Annotated in this window: 15 protein-coding genes; 11 read left to right on the forward strand and 4 right to left on the reverse strand. The window is 63.9% G+C overall.

From position 1 onward, the window contains the following. The first annotated feature begins 63 nt into the window (after window positions 1-63). Window positions 64-1,281 (forward strand): OpgC domain-containing protein, encoded by a 1,218-nt coding sequence (locus QA640_RS07735; protein WP_283040119.1) that lies wholly within the window; start codon window positions 64-66, stop codon window positions 1,279-1,281. A 57-nt stretch (window positions 1,282-1,338) separates the two neighbouring features. Continuing rightward, window positions 1,339-1,827: a DUF2059 domain-containing protein gene (locus tag QA640_RS07740; protein ID WP_283040120.1), complete on the forward strand. Its 489-nt coding sequence runs from the start codon at window positions 1,339-1,341 to the stop codon at window positions 1,825-1,827. 389 nt (window positions 1,828-2,216) lie between these two features. Here QA640_RS07740 and QA640_RS07745 read toward each other — a convergent pair whose 3' ends face one another. Beyond that, the gene (locus QA640_RS07745) at window positions 2,217-3,419 is read right to left on the reverse strand and encodes an MFS transporter (protein ID WP_283040121.1); all 1,203 of its coding nucleotides are present in this window, start codon (window positions 3,417-3,419) and stop codon (window positions 2,217-2,219) included. 171 nt (window positions 3,420-3,590) lie between these two features. Here QA640_RS07745 and QA640_RS07750 point away from each other — a divergent pair, with 171 nt between their 5' ends. Continuing rightward, window positions 3,591-4,394 carry an MBL fold metallo-hydrolase gene (locus QA640_RS07750; protein WP_283040122.1) on the forward strand — a complete coding sequence of 268 codons (804 nt, stop codon included), beginning with the start codon at window positions 3,591-3,593 and terminating at the stop codon, window positions 4,392-4,394. A 7-nt stretch (window positions 4,395-4,401) separates the two neighbouring features. On the opposite strand, the gene QA640_RS07755 is transcribed toward QA640_RS07750, so the two are convergent. Further along, window positions 4,402-5,544 (reverse strand): OpgC domain-containing protein, encoded by a 1,143-nt coding sequence (locus tag QA640_RS07755; protein WP_283040123.1) that lies wholly within the window; start codon window positions 5,542-5,544, stop codon window positions 4,402-4,404. A 278-nt stretch (window positions 5,545-5,822) separates the two neighbouring features. Here QA640_RS07755 and htpG point away from each other — a divergent pair, with 278 nt between their 5' ends. After that, window positions 5,823-7,691: a molecular chaperone HtpG gene (gene htpG, locus QA640_RS07760; RefSeq protein ID WP_283040124.1), complete on the forward strand. Its 1,869-nt coding sequence runs from the start codon at window positions 5,823-5,825 to the stop codon at window positions 7,689-7,691. A 137-nt stretch (window positions 7,692-7,828) separates the two neighbouring features. Here htpG and QA640_RS07765 read toward each other — a convergent pair whose 3' ends face one another. Continuing rightward, window positions 7,829-10,969 carry a multidrug efflux RND transporter permease subunit gene (locus tag QA640_RS07765; RefSeq protein ID WP_283040125.1) on the reverse strand — a complete coding sequence of 1,047 codons (3,141 nt, stop codon included), beginning with the start codon at window positions 10,967-10,969 and terminating at the stop codon, window positions 7,829-7,831. 396 nt (window positions 10,970-11,365) lie between these two features. Here QA640_RS07765 and QA640_RS07770 point away from each other — a divergent pair, with 396 nt between their 5' ends. The 7 genes from QA640_RS07770 (at window position 11,366) to QA640_RS07800 (ending at window position 18,024) form a co-directional block, all read left to right on the forward strand. Next, window positions 11,366-11,638 (forward strand): DUF3551 domain-containing protein, encoded by a 273-nt coding sequence (locus QA640_RS07770; protein ID WP_283040126.1) that lies wholly within the window; start codon window positions 11,366-11,368, stop codon window positions 11,636-11,638. 307 nt (window positions 11,639-11,945) lie between these two features. Then, the gene (locus tag QA640_RS07775; protein ID WP_283040127.1) at window positions 11,946-13,751 is read left to right on the forward strand and encodes a long-chain-acyl-CoA synthetase; all 1,806 of its coding nucleotides are present in this window, start codon (window positions 11,946-11,948) and stop codon (window positions 13,749-13,751) included. 139 nt (window positions 13,752-13,890) lie between these two features. Beyond that, a complete protein-coding gene (locus QA640_RS07780; RefSeq protein WP_283040128.1) occupies window positions 13,891-14,136 on the forward strand; it encodes an acyl carrier protein in 246 nt (81 codons plus the stop codon). Then, on the forward strand, window positions 14,123-15,508 hold the full coding sequence (locus QA640_RS07785; protein ID WP_283040129.1) for a fatty acid--CoA ligase family protein: 1,386 nt from the start codon (window positions 14,123-14,125) through the stop codon (window positions 15,506-15,508). The genes QA640_RS07780 and QA640_RS07785 overlap by 14 nt, the downstream gene beginning before the upstream one ends. Further along, window positions 15,501-16,223: an SDR family NAD(P)-dependent oxidoreductase gene (locus QA640_RS07790; RefSeq protein WP_283040130.1), complete on the forward strand. Its 723-nt coding sequence runs from the start codon at window positions 15,501-15,503 to the stop codon at window positions 16,221-16,223. Before QA640_RS07785 ends, QA640_RS07790 begins: the two co-directional genes overlap by 8 nt. A gap of 235 nt (window positions 16,224-16,458) precedes the next feature. Next, window positions 16,459-16,653: a hypothetical protein gene (locus QA640_RS07795; protein ID WP_283040131.1), complete on the forward strand. Its 195-nt coding sequence runs from the start codon at window positions 16,459-16,461 to the stop codon at window positions 16,651-16,653. A 225-nt stretch (window positions 16,654-16,878) separates the two neighbouring features. Next, entirely contained in the window at window positions 16,879-18,024 is a 1,146-nt protein-coding gene (locus tag QA640_RS07800; protein WP_283040132.1) for a DUF3095 domain-containing protein, read from the forward strand. A gap of 183 nt (window positions 18,025-18,207) precedes the next feature. On the opposite strand, the gene QA640_RS07805 is transcribed toward QA640_RS07800, so the two are convergent. Continuing rightward, window positions 18,208-18,648 carry a DUF2147 domain-containing protein gene (locus QA640_RS07805; protein WP_283040133.1) on the reverse strand — a complete coding sequence of 147 codons (441 nt, stop codon included), beginning with the start codon at window positions 18,646-18,648 and terminating at the stop codon, window positions 18,208-18,210. Between the last annotated feature and the right edge of the window lie 61 nt (window positions 18,649-18,709).

Consider the following 18,709-nt stretch of genomic DNA (forward strand, 5'->3'; position numbering starts at 1 on the left):
CAGCATTGATTGATTGGGCGGCGCTTCAGCCGCAAGACTGTCCTTGGAAAACGGGGCGGAGCCATGATCAACCGGCATTCGGCAGCTCTCTTGTCTCCGGTCGAGCGCGACCTGCGGCTCGATCTCTTCCGCGGCATCGGCTTGTGGATGATCTTCCTCGATCACATCCCTCACGACGTGGTGTCGTGGCTGACCTTGCGCAATTACGGCTTCAGCGACGCCGCCGAGTTCTTCGTCTTCATCTCGGGCTATCTCGTCGGCTGGATCTACGCGCCGATCGTGCGGGGCGGCTTCTTCCTCGCGGCGCTCAAGCGGCTTTGGAAACGCACGGCCGAGCTGTATGTCGCCCACATCATGCTGTTCCTGCTGTTCACGGCCCAGATCGCGCGCACCGCGCGGCGGTTCGATAATCCGATGTATGAGCACGAGTTCAACGTCTTCAATTTCCTCGCGCATCCGGACGAGCTGATCGGACAGGCGATCCTGCTGAAATACAAGCCGGTCAATCTCGACGTGCTGCCGCTCTACATCACGCTGGTGTTCGTTTCGCCCTTCATCGTGTGGTGCCTCGTGCGGCGTCCGAACCTCATGCTGCTGGTATCCGCGGTGCTCTACGTGCTGTCGCGCTGGTTCGACTGGAATGTCGCCTCGTATCCGCCCGGTGCGACCTGGTACTTCAATCCGTTCTGCTGGCAGCTGATGTTCGTGTTCGCGGCCTGGTGCGGTTCCGGCCAGGTGGACAAGATCGCGAACTGGGTCTGGTCGAAGCCCGTGATGGGTATCGCGGCCGCCTGGATCGCGTTCGCGTTGCTGATCGTTATGACCTGGCACGTTCACGCGCTTGAGGCGATGATCCCGAAGTGGATGATCAAGGCGATCTACCCGATCGACAAGACCGATCTCGACATGCTGCGCTTCACGCATTTTCTCGCGCTGGCGGTTTGGGTCACGCAGCTCGTGCCGCGCCACTGGAAGGCACTTCACACGAAATGGTTGCGCCCCGTCATCCTGTGCGGCCAGCACTCGCTGCCGATCTTCTGTCTCGGCGTATTCCTGTCGTTCTCGGCGCACTGGATCCTCACGCAATACACCAAGGGCGCCTGGGAGCAGCTCGCCGTCAGCTTTGCCGGCATCGCCGTCATGATCGCCGCCGCATGGCTGCTCGACCGGGCGAAAAGGGTTCCGGATCTCTTCGTGGACGTGCTCGAGGTCGAGGTGCCCGAACCGGCACTCGATGGCGACAAGACTGCCGCTGCTGCGGCGGTCCGCGCCAGCGGTTGAGGTGACGGCGCGCCTTGGCGAATTCGCATGGATTGGCGAAATCTCATGGAGAGGCTCATGTCGAGAGGCTGGTTGACGATTGCAGGGGCGCTGCTGTTCCTCACGTGCAGTGCCGCTGCACAAGCGCCGTCGCCCGAGGCGATGAGCGCGGCGCGCAAGCTCGTGGCCACCATGAAGACGACGGAGCAATATCGCGCGCTCCTGCCGCAGCTCCTGCTCAAGCTGCGCCCCGTCCTGGCCCAGGACAGGCCCGAGATCGAGCGCGACTTCGACGCCATGACGGCGGCAAGCTCGGACATTTACGCGCCGTTCGTCGACCAGATGATCGAGCAGATCGCCACTGTCTATGCCGGCACCTTCAACGTGGACGAGCTGCGTCAGATCGAGGCCTTCTACGCCCAGCCTGCGGGGCGCAAGCTCTTGGAGAAATCGGACGCGCTTGCGCAGGCGAGCGCTCAGATCACCCAGGATGTCAGCCGCAAGGCCGCCGATGAATTGAAGCAGCGCCTGACCGAGGCGCTGCGCCAGAAGGGGCACAAGCTCTGAGCCTGCGGCAAAATCGACCGCACTTGCCGTTGAAATTATAGCTTCCCCCCAAGGTCAAACGAACAACAGAATGACGGGGGAAGCCAACAGAACGGCGCTTCCAGGGTGCCTCGTTCACGAGCACGGGAAAGCCGAACACCTGGCGCACGTCCAACGGCGGCTACTACCATGGCGGCGAAGAGACGCAGGCGGTCGCGAAGTGGGTGCATCTGGCGGTTGGAGTCGGCTGTATCATCGTGTTGCCGGCGCACGCGTTCATGAAGACGAGCCTGCGCGTGTCCGATGCCGGACCGGCGATCAGTGAAGAGAGCCCGCGTGATGGACGAGCGCGCTGAGTACTGCACGAAAGGGCCGAACAGAAGTGCGCGGTCGGTCAAAATCGCTTTTACTCAATACTTCTTCATCGCCGCGCCGAACGCCAGCCATAGCGCCATCGACGCCAGTCCAAAGCTGCCCAGCAGCAGGAAGGTCGGCCCGTAACCGATCCATTCAGCGATCCAGCCGCCGAGCGCGGGACTGAGGCTTGCGCCGACGCCCTGCACGGTGATGACGGCGCCCTGGCCGAGATTGATGCGGCCGGTGCCATTCAGCGAGCGCGCGACCACGCCGGGCACGGCGACCGTCTGCAATCCCGTGCCGATGCCGTCGAGCACCTGCACCGGCACTACGCCCCACCATCCCGTGAGGAAAAAGGCGAGCACGCCCCGGATGGGCAGGAACATGAAGGAAACCAGGATCACCGGCCAGTAGTTGCGCTTGCTCGCGACCTTCATGGCGATCAGCGACGTCACGATCATCACGCCCTGCGCGATCACGACGGTCGTGGCGACGAAGCTCGGCCCATTGGCCTGGCCTTCGGCGACCGCCGCGAGACCATACAGCGGAACGATCGCGGCATTGCCGAGATGGAAGATGGCGAGCGCCAGCGCCAGGACGAGCAGCGGCTTATGCCTGAGCAGCATCCTCATCGCATCCGGCGGAGCCTTGGAGTCGTCCTCCTTGCAGCCACGTGCGGCGCGGTTATCGATCGACTTCGCCGGGATCATCAGCACGCAGGCGATCGCGATGGCGCCGAACGCCGCCGCCAGCAGGAACACGGCGACATAGCCATACATATAGCCGAGCCAGCCCGACAGCGCCGCGCCGGCCATGTTGCCGGCGTGGTTGAACGCCTGGTTGCGGCCGTTCAGCGCATTGAAACCGTTCTGCTTGGCGATGCCGAGCGTGATGCCGGTCACCGCCGGCACGATCGCGGCGCTCGCCAGCGACTGCGCCACTTGCGAGAACGTCACCGCCCAGAAGTTCTGCGAGATCAGGATGATTGCGGAGGCGAGGACGACGCAGACGCCGGGGATCACCACCCAAAGGCGCTTGTTGCGGCTGGCATCGATGAAGCCGCCGATCGGCGTCGTAATCAGCATGCCCGCGACGTTGCCGACGGTCATGGCGGTGCCGATCAGCCCGCTCGCCCATCCGCGCTCCTGGAGGAACACGCCGACGAACGGCCCGATGCCCGACTGCATGTCGGCCATGAAGAAATTGAGCGCGAAGAGGGGCCAGAGACGAGGCGAGGATGGGGACCGCGATGTCATCGATAGGTCGTGGTCTCAACCGAAATCCGGTGCTGACAGGGTTGCCTTGATCTTGTGTGGACCAAAGCGTAACGGATGGTGATCCCGTTGGTTCCAGCCGCTCTTGCGGAGAAGCGATCTGCACGTCACATCTTCGATCGTTGTTGACGGATGTCTTTCCTGGAGTACGCCATGCCACTCTGGACCTGCGAAACCTGCGGCGCGCAATTTCCCTCGAGCGAACGGCCGCCGTCATCCTGTCCGATCTGCGAGGACGAACGGCAATTCGTGAACTGGAACGGGCAGGCCTTTCTGTCCCGCGAGGCTCTGGCGCAACGCTGCCGCGTGGTGTGGCGCGACGATCTCGACCTGACTGGTCTTGCGCTCGAGCCGAGCTTTGCCATCGGCCAGCGGGCGCTGCTCGTTCCCGACGGCAGCGGTTGCGTGATGTGGGACTGCGTTCCGCTGGCGACGACCCAAGCGATTGCGCATGTCAGATCGCTCGGCGGGCTGAAGGCGATCGCGATCTCGCATCCGCATTATTACGGCGCTCTCGCCGATTGGAGCGAGGCTTTTGGCGGCGTGCCCGTTTATCTCCACGCCGATGACCGCCAATGGGTGACGCGGCCGCATCGCGCAATCGAGCACTGGACCGGCGACAGTCATCGCCTCTCGGACGGCATCACCCTGTTGCGCAGCGGCGGCCATTTTGCCGGCGCCACCATGCTGCACTGGACGCGCGGCGCCGACGGCAAGGGTGCGCTGCTCACCGGCGACATCGCGCAGGTGACGATGGATCGCCGCTTCGTCAGCTTCATGTATTCCTATCCGAACTACACCCCACTGAACGCAGCCGCGGTGCGGCGGATCGCCGACGTTGTCGCGCCGCTCGCCTTTGACCGCATCTACGGCGCCTGGTGGGGCCGCAATATCGCTGTTAGCGCCAAGTCGGCGTTCGACGCATCAGTCGCGCGCTACCTCGCTGCGATCGCCTGACCGACGCCTACGCCCGCTGACGCAAGGCTGCGGGCAGATCCTGCCACCTGGACCAGGAGATGTAATAGGCAACCGCCGCGATCACCGCCAGGCCCGTGAGGCTCACCAGGATCTGCATTGCGACGAGATTGGGCCCCGTGATCAGGATGAGATGCGCGGCGAAGGACAGGAATACGCTGATGCAAAACACTGCGAGCCATTCCTCGCCGCTCCGGATCACCGGTTGCAGCGATTTCCATTGCAACGCCGGATGATCGGCCGGCACCAGATACGTGGCGAGGAACGCGAGTGCGAGGAAATGCAGCACGCGATGCGGCGCGAGGTTTTCCTTGTCGTTCGGCGTGAATATGTCGAGCACGACATCCGGCAGATAGGCGGACAGCGCCGGCGAATGCCGCGCCAGCGTGACCGCCATCGCGAACACGAGATAGGCGCCTGCGAGGGCGCGCAGCCAGGACATGCCGTGTAGCGCGCGGGCAGGCGCGCCGGTCACCGCGAACCAGCCGCCGAGCACCATCAGCATCTGCCAGCAGAACGGATTGAAGGTCCATTCGCTGTCCGGAGAGATCCGGAACGTCCAGCCGAAATACCTCGCCGCGAAGTACATCGCGATCGAGGCGAGCAGTGTCAGGTGCGGACGGCGGAGCAGGCCCCACAGTGCCAGCGGGAAGAACACCATCAGCGGGATCATCAATTGCAGCAGGTCGAGGTTGAGCGGCTCTTCCTGGAGCACCAGCCCACGCACCAGGATACGCAGGGGATGCTCGAGAATCCCCGAAATATTGTACTCGTGGATGATCTCCGGCGCGGTCGATTGTGAGGCGACATAGGCGATGGCGTCGATATAGATCACGAACAGCACGACGTAGGCCGCATAGAGCCGCCAGACTCTGCGGAAGATGCGGGTTGCAGCGACGACGAAGCCGCGCTCCAGCGCCATCTTGCCATGGATGATCGTGACGCCATAGCCCACCACGAACACGAACAGGTCGGCGGCGCCACTGAAGCCGAAATTGCGCAAGGTCAGCAGATTGACAACATTGTTCGGAACGTGGTCGAGGAAGATCGACCAGTTGGCAATCCCGAGCGTGAGATAGAGCCTGGCATCGTGGCTATGTGCGGCGAGGGCCGCCTTGACGGACGGTTTCATCAAAAATTAGCAGTTGGAATCAGGGGCGACGCTTTTAACGGCTAGGATCGCACGATCCGAGTAGCGTTTCCGTGAACGGGCAACCGCCAAGCCACGATGTTCGCGCCGCGCTGGATCGATCAGGCGATACGGGACCGCGGGAAGAGGCCGGGCAGGTCCGTCGACCTCGACCCGCGCGCCCGACGAGGGTTGAAGAATGCGCCATCACAACCTCTTGATCTGTTGCGCCCGTGCGCTATATCCCGTTTTTCCTCATCCAGTTTGATCCGGGTAAACGCATGACGACGTCAGATACAGCTGTGCATTCGCAGCCCTTCCAGGCCGAGGTGTCCGAGCTCCTGCACCTGATGGTGCATTCCGTCTACTCAGAGACCGACATCTTTCTGCGCGAGCTTGTTTCCAATGCGTCGGATGCCTGCGACAAGCTCCGCTACGAGGCGATCGCGACCCCGGCGCTGCTCGGCGAGGGCGACGCCCCCAGGATCCGCATCATCCCCGACAAGCAGGCCGGCACGCTGACCATCGCCGACAACGGCATCGGCATGGAGCGGCAGGAGCTGATCGACCATCTCGGCACCATCGCCCGCTCGGGCACCAAGGCTTTCGTGGCGAAGCTGAAGGAGGCCAAGGACGGCCTCGGCCTGATCGGCCAGTTCGGTGTCGGCTTCTATTCCGCCTTCATGGTTGCCGACAGGATCCTCGTCATCAGCCGCAGGGCCGGCGAAAGCGACGTCTGGACCTGGACTTCGTCGGGCGGCTCCGGTTTCGAGATCGCGCACGCGGGCGACGAAGATGCGGCGCGCGTGACACGTGGCACCGAGATCGTGCTGCACCTGAAGGAGGACGCGAAGAAATATCTGGAAGACCACGAGATCCAGCGCATCGTCTCCGCCTATTCCGACAATATCCTCTTCCCCATCGAGCTCGTGCCGGCAGAAGGCGAGCCGCGTCAGATCAATTCGGCGAGCGCGCTGTGGCAGCGCTCGAAATCGGAATTGACGGCTGACGACTACAAGAAGGCTTATCAGCAGATCGCCACCGCCTTCGACGATCCCGCGATGACGCTGCATTATCGGGCCGAGGGCCGCTATTCCTACGCCGTGCTCCTGTTCGCGCCGTCGAGCAAACCGTTCGACCTGTTCGAGCCGTCGCGCAAGGGCCGAGTCAAGCTTTATGTCCGGCGCGTCTTCATCACCGACGATGCGGATCTGTTGCCGGGCTATCTGCGCTTCATCCGCGGCGTCGTCGACAGCGAGGACCTTCCGCTCAACATTTCCCGCGAGATGCTGCAAAACAACCCGCAGCTCGCGCAGATCCGCAAAGCGGTCGCCACCCGCGTCGTCTCCGAGCTCGAAAGCCTCGCCGAGAAGGACGTGGAGAATTTTGCGAAGATCTGGGAGGCCTTCGGCGCCGTCCTGAAAGAGGGCATCTACGAGGACTTCGAGCGTCGCGAGAAGCTCTTGGCGCTGTCGCGTTTCACGACCACCACAGGCGAGAAGCGCTCGCTGAAGGACGTCGTCGCCGACTTCAAGCCGAATCAGACCGAGATCTATTATCTCGTCGGCGACAGCATCGAGCGGCTGAAGTCCAGTCCGCGCCTGGAGGCGGCGGCTGCGCGCGGCATCGAGGTGCTGCTGCTCACCGATCCCGTCGATGCCTTCTGGACCTCGATGCCGATGTCGTTCGACGGCAAGCCGCTGAAGTCGCTGGGCCAGGGCGATCTCAATCTCGACCTGATCCCGCGCGTCGACGACGAGCAGAAGGACGAGCCGGCGGCTGATGAAGCCGCGACCATCGCGCTGATCAAGGCTTCCCTCAACGAACGCGTCAGCGACGTGAAGGCGTCGACGCGCCTCACCAGCTCCGCCTCGTGCCTCGTCGCCGACAGCCATGGCCCAAGCCGCGAACTGGAGCGCATCCTGGCGCAGCAGAACCGAGGCGAGCGCTCCAGGCCGATCCTCGAGGTCAATCTGCGCCATCCGCTGGTCACCGCGATCACCAAGGCGCCGGCCGGCTCGTCAGTGATCGATGATCTCTGCCTGCTGCTGCTGGAACAGGCCCAGATCCTCGACGGCGAATTGCCGGAAGATCCCTCTGCCTTCGCTGCAAGGCTGAACCGCCTGGTGCTGCAGGGGCTGGGCGGCTAGGCGAGGTGCGCTTTCCCACACGGCTCGTCCTTGCCAGGAGCGAAGCGACGAAGCCAGCAATCCGGACTAACTCCGCGTCGATAACCTGGATTGCTTCGCTGCGCTCGCAATGACGGAGTCCGATGCATCGTCACCGCTTACTCCGCCGCGTCCTTCTGTTCGTCGCTCGCGGCCTCTGCCTGCGGCTTCGGCTTCTTCGCCATCCAGCGTGAGAGCAAGTTGGAGAAGCGGTCGAGATAGAGATAGACGACCGGCGTCGTGAACAGCGTGAGTGCCTGGCTGACCAGGAGGCCGCCGACCATGGCATAGCCGAGCGGCTGGCGGATCTCCGCACCGGTGCCGGTTCCGAGCATCAAGGGCACGCCGCCGAGCAGCGCCGCCATCGTCGTCATCATGATGGGGCGGAAGCGCAGCAGCGCGGCCTGGCGGATCGACTGCTCCGGCGTCAAATGCTGCTCGCGTTCGGCGGCGATCGCGAAATCCACCATCATGATTCCATTCTTCTTGACGATGCCGATCAGGAGGATGATGCCGATCAAGGCGATCAGGCTGAAGTCGAAGCCGAAGATCATCAGGATGGCGATCGCGCCGACGCCGGCCGAGGGCAGGGTGGAGAGAATGGTCAGGGGATGGATGTAGCTCTCGTAGAGCACGCCCAGGATCAGGTAGACCACGACGAGCGCGGCCAGGATCAGCAGCGGCACGGTGCCGAGCGATTGCTGGAAAGCCTGCGCGGTACCCTGGAAGCTCGTTGTCAGCGTCGGCGGCGCGCGCATCTCGGTGACGGTTTGCGAGACGGCGTCAGTTGCCTGCCCGAGCGCCACGTCCTCGGCGAGGTTGAAGCTGATCGTCACGGCCGGAAACTGGCCTTGATGCGCGATCGCGAGCGGCCGCACCGGCACGTTGGTCCAGCTGCAGAAGACCGAAAGCGGCACCTCTTCGCCCGTCAGTGGCGACCTGATATAGAGCTTGTCCAGCGTATCCAGCTTGCCCTGCAGCTCGGGCGTGATCTCGAGGATCACGTGATAGCTGTTGGTCTGGGTGAAATACTGCGCGACCTGGCGCTGGCCGAATGCGTCATAGAGCGTATCGTCGATCAGCTGCGGCTGGATGCCGTAGCGCGCGGCGGTGTCGCGGTTGATGGTGAGCTGGAGCGTCGTGCCTTCGGTCTGCTGGTCGGTTGCGACGTCGCGAAGCTGCGGCAGCGTCTTCATCGCCTCCAGGATCTTTGGCGCCCATGCGTTCAGCTCGGTGAGATTGGCGTCCTGGAGCGTGAACTCGAACTGGGTGCGCGTGGCGCGGCCGCCGAGACGCACGTCCTGCGAGGCCTGCATGTAGAGGCGGGCGCCCTCGACCGCCGCGAGCTTCGGCCGCAGTCGCGCGATGATCTGCTGCGCGTTGACATCGCGCTCTTCCCGCGGCTTCAAGGTGATGTACATCCGCCCGGAATTCAGCGCCGTGCCGCCGCCGCCGATGAACATCGCGATCGAATCGACGGCGGGATCGGCCTGCACGATCGCGTTGAGCTCCTCCTGGCGCCGTTTCATCTCCGTAAACGAGATGTCCTGCGGCATCTCGGAGACGGCGGTCAGGAAGCCGTTGTCCTGCTGCGGGAAGAATCCCTTTGGGATCAGGATGAAAAGGTAGACCGAAAGCGCGACCGTCGCGAAGAAGATGCATAGTGTGATGAAGCTGTGCCGCAGCGCGACGTCGAGGCCGCGCTCGTAAGCGCTGAGCAGGCGCCCGAACATCCGCTCGCTCCACTGGTAGGCGCGGCCGTGCCGTGCCTCGTTATCGGCGCGCAGGAAGCGCGAGGCCATCATCGGCGTCAGGGTCAGCGACACCACGAGCGAGACGAAGATCGCCATCGCCAGCGTCACCGCGAACTCGCGAAACAGCCGGCCGATGATGCCGCCCATGAGCAGCAGGGGGATCAGCACGGCGATCAAGGAGATGCTGATCGAGACGATGGTGAAGCCGATCTCGGCCGCGCCCTTGTAGGCCGCGGCAAGCGGTCGCTCGCCGTGCTCCACGTAACGGGTGATGTTCTCGAGCATCACGATCGCATCATCGACCACGAAACCGACCGCGATGGTCAGCGCCATCAGGGAGAGATTGTCCAGCGAATAGCCGAACACCCACATCAGCGAGCAGGCGCCCAGCAGCGCAAGCGGCACGGTCACGGTCGGGATGATCGTGGCCCAGAAGCTGCGCAGGAAGATGAAGATCACCATCACCACCAGCGCAATGGTGATCAGGAGCGTGATCTGCACGTCCTCGACCGCGGCGCGGATCGTGATGGTGCGGTCGCTGATGATCTTGATGGCGATCGCCGGCGGGATCGCCGCGACCAGCCGCGGCAGTTGCGCCTTGATGCGGTCGACGGTGTCGATGACGTTGGCGCCGGGCTGCTTGAAGATGACGAGGAACACGCCGCGCTTGCCATCGGCCCACGCCGCGGTCTTCATGTCCTCAGGGCCGGCTACTGCCTCGCCGATGTCGCGGATCCGCAACGGAGCGCCGTTGCGATAGGCAATGATGACGTCCTGCCAGGCCGCGGCTTCGACCAGCTGGTCGTTGGCGTAGATGGTGTAGGCGCGCCGCGTGCCGTCGATGTTCCCCTTCGGGCTGTCGGTGGTGGTGATCGCGATCTGGTTGCGCACGTCCTCCAGCGACAGGCCCTTGGCAACGAGTTTTGCCGGATCGACCTGGACGCGCACCGACGGCTTCTGCTGTCCACCGACGAAGACCTGCGCGACCCCGGAGATCTGGCTGATCTGTTGTGCGAGCTGGGCATCGGTGCGGTCGCTGACGGTGATCAGCGGCAGCGTGTCCGATGTCGCCGACAGGATCATGATCGGCGAGTCCGCCGGGTTGACCTTGCGATAGGTCGGGGGCGAGGGCAGGTTCTTCGGCAATTGGCCGCTCGCCGCGTTGATCGCGGCCTGGACGTCGTTGGCGGCGGCGTCGATCTGGCGGTTGAGATCGAACTGGATGGTGATCGAGGCCGAGCCGAGCGAGCTCGTCGATGTCATCTGCGCGATGCCGGGGATCTGCGCGAGCTGGCGCTCGAGCGGCTGTGCCACCGAGGAGGCCATCGTTTCCGGACTACCGCCGGGGAGTGACGCGGAAAGCTGGATGGTCGGAAAGTCGACCTGCGGCAGCGGTGCAACCGGCAGCAGCGGATAGGCCACGAGGCCGACGAACAGGATACCCGCCATCAGCAGCGAGGTGCCGATCGGGTAACGGATGAATAGAGACGAGAAACTCTCTTGCATGCCCTGAAACCATCGACTGGCCAGCGCATCTTCTCCTCGCGAAAAGCGGAGTCGCGCCCGAGGGCCCGAGCGCGAATGTGCGTTTCCTTCAGCCCGTATATTCGTTGATTGCCCCGAGCCATCGGCGGTTCGGGGCCGGCGTTGTGGCAGTAAGACTAGTCCCTTCGCGTCGGCTTGCGAACGGAATCCTGCGCCGGATGATTGCGACCTTTGTCGAACAGGGGCGACCCGCAGATATGCGCTTTCTGCAAGTCAAAAGAGGTAGCTCGTCTGCTCTTTCGAACGTACGTCACAAGCGGGAGGGGTATGTTGCGAAACGGTCGCCTCCGCCGCCGTGTTATGCCATATCGGACCGGTGCGACGCCCGCCGTCGCCGCCGATTCGAAGGAATTTCCGATGCGCTTACCGCTCCTGACCGTCATCGCGATCGCCACGCTGCAGGCTGCGACGCCCGCCAGCGCCCAGCGCTACGACCCGCGCTATCCGGTGTGCATGCACGTCTACACGGGAGGCATCCGTGGCGGCGGCAGCGATTGGTTCGACTGCTCGTTCACCTCGCTGGAGCAGTGCCGCGCCTCGGCCTCCGGCCGTGCCGCATCATGCGATGTCAATCCCTACTACGCCTACGACCAGCCGCAGCCGCGGCGCCGCCCCAAGCGGATCGACTAGCAGGCTGCGTTATTGCGGCGTCGCCGCTCGTCCGGCCACCATTCCGAGCGTGGATCGCGCACGGAAACTGCTGTGCCGCTGTCTCCCCTCGAAAGCCGGCGAGGCGACACGCGCAGCGTGCCCGCACGACGAACTCGATATCGCAAGAATAGTCCACTGCCGTACACCTTTCCCGTCGGCTTGGTAAAGGATGACCAGAGTTAATCGCGGACTAACCGTGTTTTACCTTGTCTCTTAACACCTGGTCAGGGGCTCGCGTTCTATAGCTGCCGTGACAGACGAGTGACCAGCCGAAAGCACCAACAACATGAGCACCGGCGTCATCGAGCAGGCGAAATCTTCGCACGCGCCCTCGGCCTCAAAAATCTGGCTGAAGGCGATCGAGCTCACCGCGCGCATCGAGACGCTGCCGGGCCGGCTGTTCGCCGATGTCGTCGAGGATTGGGCGAGACGCCAGCCCGACCGCGCGGCGCTCGTCACCGACGACGAAACGATCAGTTACGATCAGCTCGCAAGGCGGATCAACCGCTACGCGCGCTGGGCGCGCTCGGTTGGCGTGGCGAAAGGCGACACCGTCGGTATGATCATGCCGAATGGTGTCGACTATGTCGCCGCCTGGCTCGGCATCAGCCGTGTCGGTGGCGTCGTCGCCCTGATCAACACCAGGCTGGTCGGGCAATCGCTCGCGCATTGCATCGATGTCGCAAGGCCAGCCCACATCATCGTCGCGCATGATCTGGCCGAGGTGCTTGCGGACGCCACGCCGCACCTGAATTCGGCTGCAAAGATCTGGACCCATGGCGATGCGCGCAGCGATCGCTCGATCGACGTGGCGCTGGCCGCGCTCGACGACGTCCCGCTCTCGCAGGACGAACATGGCGACGTCACCATCAATGATCGCGCGTTGCTGATCTACACCTCCGGCACCACGGGCCTGCCGAAGGCCGCCAGCATCAGTCATCGCCGCATCCTCAACTGGGGTTTCTGGTTCGCAGGGTTGACCGGTGCGACGCCGCAGGACCGGCTCTATGACTGCCTGCCGCTGTTTCATTCGGTCGGCGGCATCGTCGCGCCCTGTAGCATGCTCGCCGCCGGCGGCTCGGTGGTGATCGCAGAGAAATTCTCGGCAACGAATTTCTGGCCTGATATCGTCCACCATGATTGCACCCTGTTCCAGTATATCGGCGAGCTCTGCCGCTACCTCCTGAAGGCGCCGCCGTCGGAATATGAGAACCGTCACCGCCTGCGGCTCGTCTGCGGCAATGGCCTGCGCGGCGACATCTGGGAAGACTTCCAGGCGCGCTTTGCGCTCCCCCGTATCCTCGAATTCTACGCAGCGACCGAAGGTAATTTCTCGCTGTTCAATGTCGAGGGCAAACCAGGCGCGATCGGCCGCATCCCGCCGCTGCTGGCGCATCGTTTCCCGGCGGCAATCGTCAAGCTCGATACCGATGCCGGCGTGCCCTTGCGCAATGCCGACGGCCTCTGCGTTGCCTGCGCGCGCGGCGAGGCGGGCGAAGCTATTGGCCGCATCGGCACCGCCAATGAGGGCGGGGGCCGTTTCGAGGGTTATACCGACGCCGGCGAGACCGAGAAGAAGATCCTGCGCGACGTCTTCGCTCGCGGCGATGCCTGGTTCCGCACCGGCGACCTGATGCAGCTCGACGACAAGGGCTTCTTCCATTTCGTCGACCGCATCGGCGACACCTTTCGCTGGAAGGGCGAAAACGTCGCGACCTCCGAGGTCAACGACGCCGTGCGTGATTGCGCCGGCGTGGTCGACGCAACGACTTACGGCGTCAGCATTCCCGGCACCGACGGCCGCGCCGGCATGAGCGCGATCGTGGTCAACGAGGGTTTTGATCTCACCGCGCTGGCCGACCATCTCGCCGCGCGCCTGCCGATTTATGCCCGTCCGGTCTTCATCCGCATTTCGGCCGAGCTCGATGCGACCGAGACCTTCAAGCAGAAAAAGAACCTGCTCGCGCGCGAGGGGTTTGATCCGGGAATGATCTCGGATCCGCTATACATGGCTGATCCGAGGTCGGGAGCCTATGGCGCGCTCGATCAGGAGGTGTATGCGCGGATTCTCGACGGTTCGATGAGGCTCTAGCAAAAAACACAGATAGGTCCAATTTTATCTGAATTGTCCAAGAAGGCATTTACTTCTGTCCGGTAAACCACGGAGCTATGGGAGGCGGGCACTCCGCCGAAGACGATCAAACGATAACAACCATGAAGCGAGCGCAGCCATGTCGGTAAGGTTAAGGGTTACGGAAGCGATCAAGCAGATTGCCAGAGAGCAGCACGTCACGCTGCCGGAACTGACGGACGATCTGTCGCTGCATGAGACGGGTTTCGACTCGCTTGCCTTCGCGATCCTGGTCGCGCGCCTCGAGGACGAGATCGGCGTCGATCCCTTCACGATTTCCGAGGACGCTGCCTTCCCCGCGACCGTCGGGGATTTCGTGCGGGCCTACGAAAATGTCCCCGCGTGAGATCTTTGCACTCCGCAACTATCTAGGCGCCGAGCTGAAAGACCGCACGCTTTCGGATGCGCACAATCTGGTGTCGCTGACCGATATCCTGTCGCAGACGGTCCTAGGCGGCCGCCTCGGCGAGTTGTCCGGCCGGTCGGCGCTGCTGAAGCTGTCGGACCAGCTCAAATCGGGCCTTGCCATGATCGAGCTCGACGGCATCGCCCGTCGCATGCTGCTGTGCCCGCCGGATCTCAATCCCGCGCATCTCAACGAGCTGATTGCGGATGCGGAGATCGATGCAGTCGTTACCGACGAGCCGGAGTTCTGGAAAGACAGCGGGATCCCGCTCGTCGTGATCGCGCAATTGCCGCTCACGCAGGCCGCGCCTGCGAAGACCGAGCGGGACACGGAGTGGCTGATGCTGACTTCGGGCACCTCCGGCGTGCCGAAGATCGCCGCCCACACGCTGGAAGCGCTGACCGGCGCGATCCGTGCCGAGGCGCCTGCGCACGGTCCCGCACCGGTCTGGGCGACCTTTTACGACATCCGCCGCTATGGCGGCCTCCAGATCTTCCTGCGCGCGATCCTTTCCGGCGGCTCGATGGTGCTGTCGGACGCGCATGAAGTCCTCGCAGACCATGTCGCGCGGCTGAACGCGCGCGGCGTCTCGCACATTTCCGGCACGCCCTCGCATTGGCGCAAGCTCTTGATGAGCGGCTCGGCCGCACAATTTGCGCCGCGCTATGTCCGCCTCTCCGGCGAGATCGCCGATCAGGCCGTGCTCGACGGCCTGAAGGCGGCATTCCCCAATTCTTCCATCGGCCATGCCTATGCCTCGACGGAAGCCGGCGTCGGCTTTGCCGTCAATGACGGGCTCGAAGGTTTCCCCGCCGGCTATATCGGCGTGAACACGGGCGGCGTCGAGATGAAGATCGTCGACGGCTCGTTGCGGATACGTTCCAAGCGCACCGCGCACGCCTATATCGGCCGCAACGCTTCGAGGCTCGCCGAGGACGACGGCTTCGTCGACACCGGCGACATGATAGAGCTGCGCGGTGACCGCTATCATTTCGTCGGCCGCCGTGGCGGCATCATCAATATCGGGGGCTTGAAGGTTCATCCCGAGGAGATCGAGGCAGTCATCAACCATCATCCGGACGTGCGGATGTCCTGTGCGAAATCGCGGAAGAGCCCGATCACCGGCGGGATCGTCGTGGCCGACGTGGTTCTTGCCGACGGCACCGATCCGGCGCGGGCGAAGGAAATCCGCGAGCAGATTTTGGACCAGTGCCGGGCGCAGCTTGCCTCGCACAAGGTGCCGGCGGTGATCCGCTTCGTCGAGACGCTCGACGTCACTCCTGCCGGAAAGCTGGCCCGCACCGATGCATAACGTCCTCGTCACCGGCGGCAGCCGCGGTATTGGCCTTGCGATCGCGACGCGGCTCGCGGTCGCCGGTTACAACGTGATCGCGGTGGCGCGGCGCGAGACCGAGGAGCTCGCTGATGCGGTACGTGCGTCGGAGAAGCGTCTGCATTTCCGCGCCTGCGACCTTGCGGTGATCGACGTGATCCCGGCCTTCGCAAAGCTGGTGCGCGACGAGTTCGGCGCGATCTATGGCCTCGTCAACAATGCCGGCCTCGGCACCGAGGGCCTGCTTGCGACGATGCACAATTCCGAGATCGAGGCGCTGGTGCGGCTCAACGTGTTGTCGCCGATCATCCTCACCAAGTATGTCGCGCGGCACATGATGGCCGACGGCGCGGGCCGCATCATCAACATCTCCTCGATCATCGCCTCCACCGGCTATAACGGACTGTCGGTCTATGGCGCGACCAAAGCGGCCGCGACCGGTTTCACGCGCTCGCTGGCGCGCGAGGTTGGCAAGCTCGGCATCACCGTGAATGCGATTGCGCCCGGCTTCATCGACACCGAGTTGACGCACAAGCTTTCCGGCGAAGGCCGCAAGCGCATCGCCGGACGCAGCGCGCTGCGCCGTTTGCCTGAGACCGACGACGTCGCCCGGATGGTGGAGTATCTGCTCGGCGAAGGCGGACGCAACGTCACGGGAACGGTATTCACGATCGATGCGGGGAATACTGCTTAGAGCATGATCCGGAAAAGTGTGAAGCGGTTTTCCCTCGCGACAAACGCGGAACGCGTTTGCGCGGAGATCATGCTCAAACAAAAACCTAAGGCGCTCATGGCGCTTCAGGGAACCGCAGCAGCGCCACAATTGAGTTGATCGGGCTCAATTTCATTTCAGCGCGTTTGGCTCTAAGATGCCCCGCGATCGGTTGGGTTACGTCAATCGATCTGCCCTAATCGACAGGGAGCAGTGCATGACCGCTTCGAACCTTCCCCGGGTGTCAGCGCAGCCATCTCAAGCGAGAGAGAGCATCAACAGCTGCAAGCCGATGTCGCATCAGAATTCCGGCGATCACGGCTACGAAATGTATCCGCAGCAACTCGTCCGGCTCGTCGGCTGCCATGATGTGCAGGCGCCTTCGGCGGCGGAGAAGGAGAAGCTGCACTAAGCGCGCTTGCGCACACGCTCGTATCGATCGATCAGATCGCTGGACATCCAATCCGTTCCGCCGTGCCGGCCACGCGCGGAAGGCGTCTTGGCGATGCGCGGACTCTTGTTGTCTCGGCCTGTTTCAGCCAATTATTGCGGGACCTTCCGAGGTGAGCCGGCCAGCGAACCTTTTTCATTCCGTTCCCGTACCTTTGATTGCGCGAAACACATCCGGCCTCAGGCGATGACACCAGGCGTCTCCTTCTACGGCAGCATCCCCGTCTTCCGCGGCTTCACCAGCCTGATGGACCCATCCCTCTATTCGCCGCTGCCGGACGACTGGAGCATCGGTGTGGCCGATATCGTCGATTCCACCAAGGCGATTGCGGCGCAGCGCTACAAGGCGGTCAACATGGCTGGCGCCGCGGTGATCGCAGCCGTCACCAACGCGCTGGAGGGACGGGAATTCCCCTTCGTGTTCGGCGGCGATGGCGCTAGCTTTGCGGTCGCGCCCAGCGATCTCGATCGCGCCCGCGAGGCGCTAGCCGCGACGGCGACCTGGGTCAGGCAGGATCTCGATCTGACGATGCGCGTCGCGCTGGTGCCGGTCAGCGCGATCCGCGCGCAAGGGCTGGACGTGCGCGTCGCGCGTTTCGGGCCGTCGGCCAACCTGTCTTATGCGATGTTCTCCGGCGGCGGGCTCGGCTGGGCCGAAGCTGCGATGAAGCGCGGTGAGTTCGCCGTCGCCGATGCGCCCGACGGCGCGCAGCCGGATCTGTCCGGCCTGTCCTGCCGGTTCGAGGAGATTCCGGCCTCGCGCGGACTCATCCTGTCCGTCCTGGTGGTGCCGGCGCGCGGCGCCGATCCGCAAGCGTTTCGCAAGGTGATCGAGGACGTGATCCACCTCGTCGAGCGCAGTCCGGATGCGGGCCGTCCCGTGCCGCCGCAGGGGCCGCCGCTGAAATGGCCGCCTCAGGGGCTCGGCTACGAGGCGCGCGCCAGACGCGGCGGCTCGCTGCTCAAGCGCCGCGTCGGCGTCTTGGCCTATACGCTGTTCGCCTACATGATCGTGCGCTTCGACATCAAGGTCGGCGGTTTCGTGCCGAAGACCTACACGCAGCAGGTCGTCGAGAACTCGGACTTCCGCAAATATGACGACGGCCTGCGCATGATCCTCGACTGCACGCCTGAGCTCGAGCGCGATCTGAGCGATCGTTTGGCAGCGGCGGCGAAGAGCGGCATCGTGCGCTACGGCCTACACCGACAGGATGCGGCGATGATGACCTGCTTCACGCCCTCGGCGCTGCGCAGCGACCACGTCCACTTCATCGACGGTGCCCGCGGAGGCTATGCGTCGGCTGCAACGGCGCTGAAGGCGACCGCGGCCTGATGCCATGTTCGTGCCCCGGACGCGGCGCAGCACTCCTGGCGATGCGAAGCATCGTCCAGGGTGATGCGCTGCAGGCGGGGCCCGCGAGCGCAGACGCCGCGTAGATCCCGGCTCTGCGCAGCGACACCGTCGAGACGCGCGAACGCGCTTTCGGTGTCGCGGCGTCCGGGGCATGAGGGGAATTCAGCGGCTGACTCGCGTCCATGTCTCGGCGCCGCAGAGCGCGCCGACGCAGCCTTCGACGCGGAGCGTATCAGTGCCGGTGACCGAGATGTTGCTCGCATACATGCTGCCGTCATCGGCGTTGTAGATCTGCCCCGACCATTTATTTGGACCGGTGACCTGCATGCCGTTGAAGAGCGGCAAGCCGATCAAAGGACGCCTGGCGAGCGCGGGATTTGGATTCTTGCTGTCGCTGGCGGGCTGGCCGGTCGCGGTGTCGTAGGGCTCCTTCAGCCAGACGATGACGCCGCAGATGCCGCCGCCGCATTTGCTGACCTTGACGCGCGCATCGCCCGCCTGGGTCAGCCAGGTCCCGCTCGCATCCGGAGTCTGCGCGCGTGCTGTTGGCACGCCGAACAGCGCAGCGAGACAGGTGATGAGAACGGCTAAACTGCGGATCATGGAGAGAGCCCCTGGAAAAATGGAGGCGTCTCAATAGCAGCAAATCGCCGTCATGCAACGC

The sequence above is a fragment of the Bradyrhizobium sp. CB82 genome (assembly GCF_029714405.1).
Lineage (GTDB): Bacteria > Pseudomonadota > Alphaproteobacteria > Rhizobiales > Xanthobacteraceae > Bradyrhizobium.

Coding starts and splice junctions, on each gene's coding strand:
- QA640_RS07735 (WP_283040119.1), top strand. CDS start 64: ATGATCAACCGGCATTCGGCAGCTCTCTTGTCTCCGGTCGAGCGCGAC.
- QA640_RS07740 (WP_283040120.1), top strand. CDS start 1,339: ATGTCGAGAGGCTGGTTGACGATTGCAGGGGCGCTGCTGTTCCTCACG.
- QA640_RS07745 (WP_283040121.1), bottom strand. CDS start 3,419: ATGACATCGCGGTCCCCATCCTCGCCTCGTCTCTGGCCCCTCTTCGCG.
- QA640_RS07750 (WP_283040122.1), top strand. CDS start 3,591: ATGCCACTCTGGACCTGCGAAACCTGCGGCGCGCAATTTCCCTCGAGC.
- QA640_RS07755 (WP_283040123.1), bottom strand. CDS start 5,544: ATGAAACCGTCCGTCAAGGCGGCCCTCGCCGCACATAGCCACGATGCC.
- htpG (WP_283040124.1), top strand. CDS start 5,823: ATGACGACGTCAGATACAGCTGTGCATTCGCAGCCCTTCCAGGCCGAG.
- QA640_RS07765 (WP_283040125.1), bottom strand. CDS start 10,969: ATGCAAGAGAGTTTCTCGTCTCTATTCATCCGTTACCCGATCGGCACC.
- QA640_RS07770 (WP_283040126.1), top strand. CDS start 11,366: ATGCGCTTACCGCTCCTGACCGTCATCGCGATCGCCACGCTGCAGGCT.
- QA640_RS07775 (WP_283040127.1), top strand. CDS start 11,946: ATGAGCACCGGCGTCATCGAGCAGGCGAAATCTTCGCACGCGCCCTCG.
- QA640_RS07780 (WP_283040128.1), top strand. CDS start 13,891: ATGTCGGTAAGGTTAAGGGTTACGGAAGCGATCAAGCAGATTGCCAGA.
- QA640_RS07785 (WP_283040129.1), top strand. CDS start 14,123: ATGTCCCCGCGTGAGATCTTTGCACTCCGCAACTATCTAGGCGCCGAG.
- QA640_RS07790 (WP_283040130.1), top strand. CDS start 15,501: ATGCATAACGTCCTCGTCACCGGCGGCAGCCGCGGTATTGGCCTTGCG.
- QA640_RS07795 (WP_283040131.1), top strand. CDS start 16,459: ATGACCGCTTCGAACCTTCCCCGGGTGTCAGCGCAGCCATCTCAAGCG.
- QA640_RS07800 (WP_283040132.1), top strand. CDS start 16,879: ATGACACCAGGCGTCTCCTTCTACGGCAGCATCCCCGTCTTCCGCGGC.
- QA640_RS07805 (WP_283040133.1), bottom strand. CDS start 18,648: ATGATCCGCAGTTTAGCCGTTCTCATCACCTGTCTCGCTGCGCTGTTC.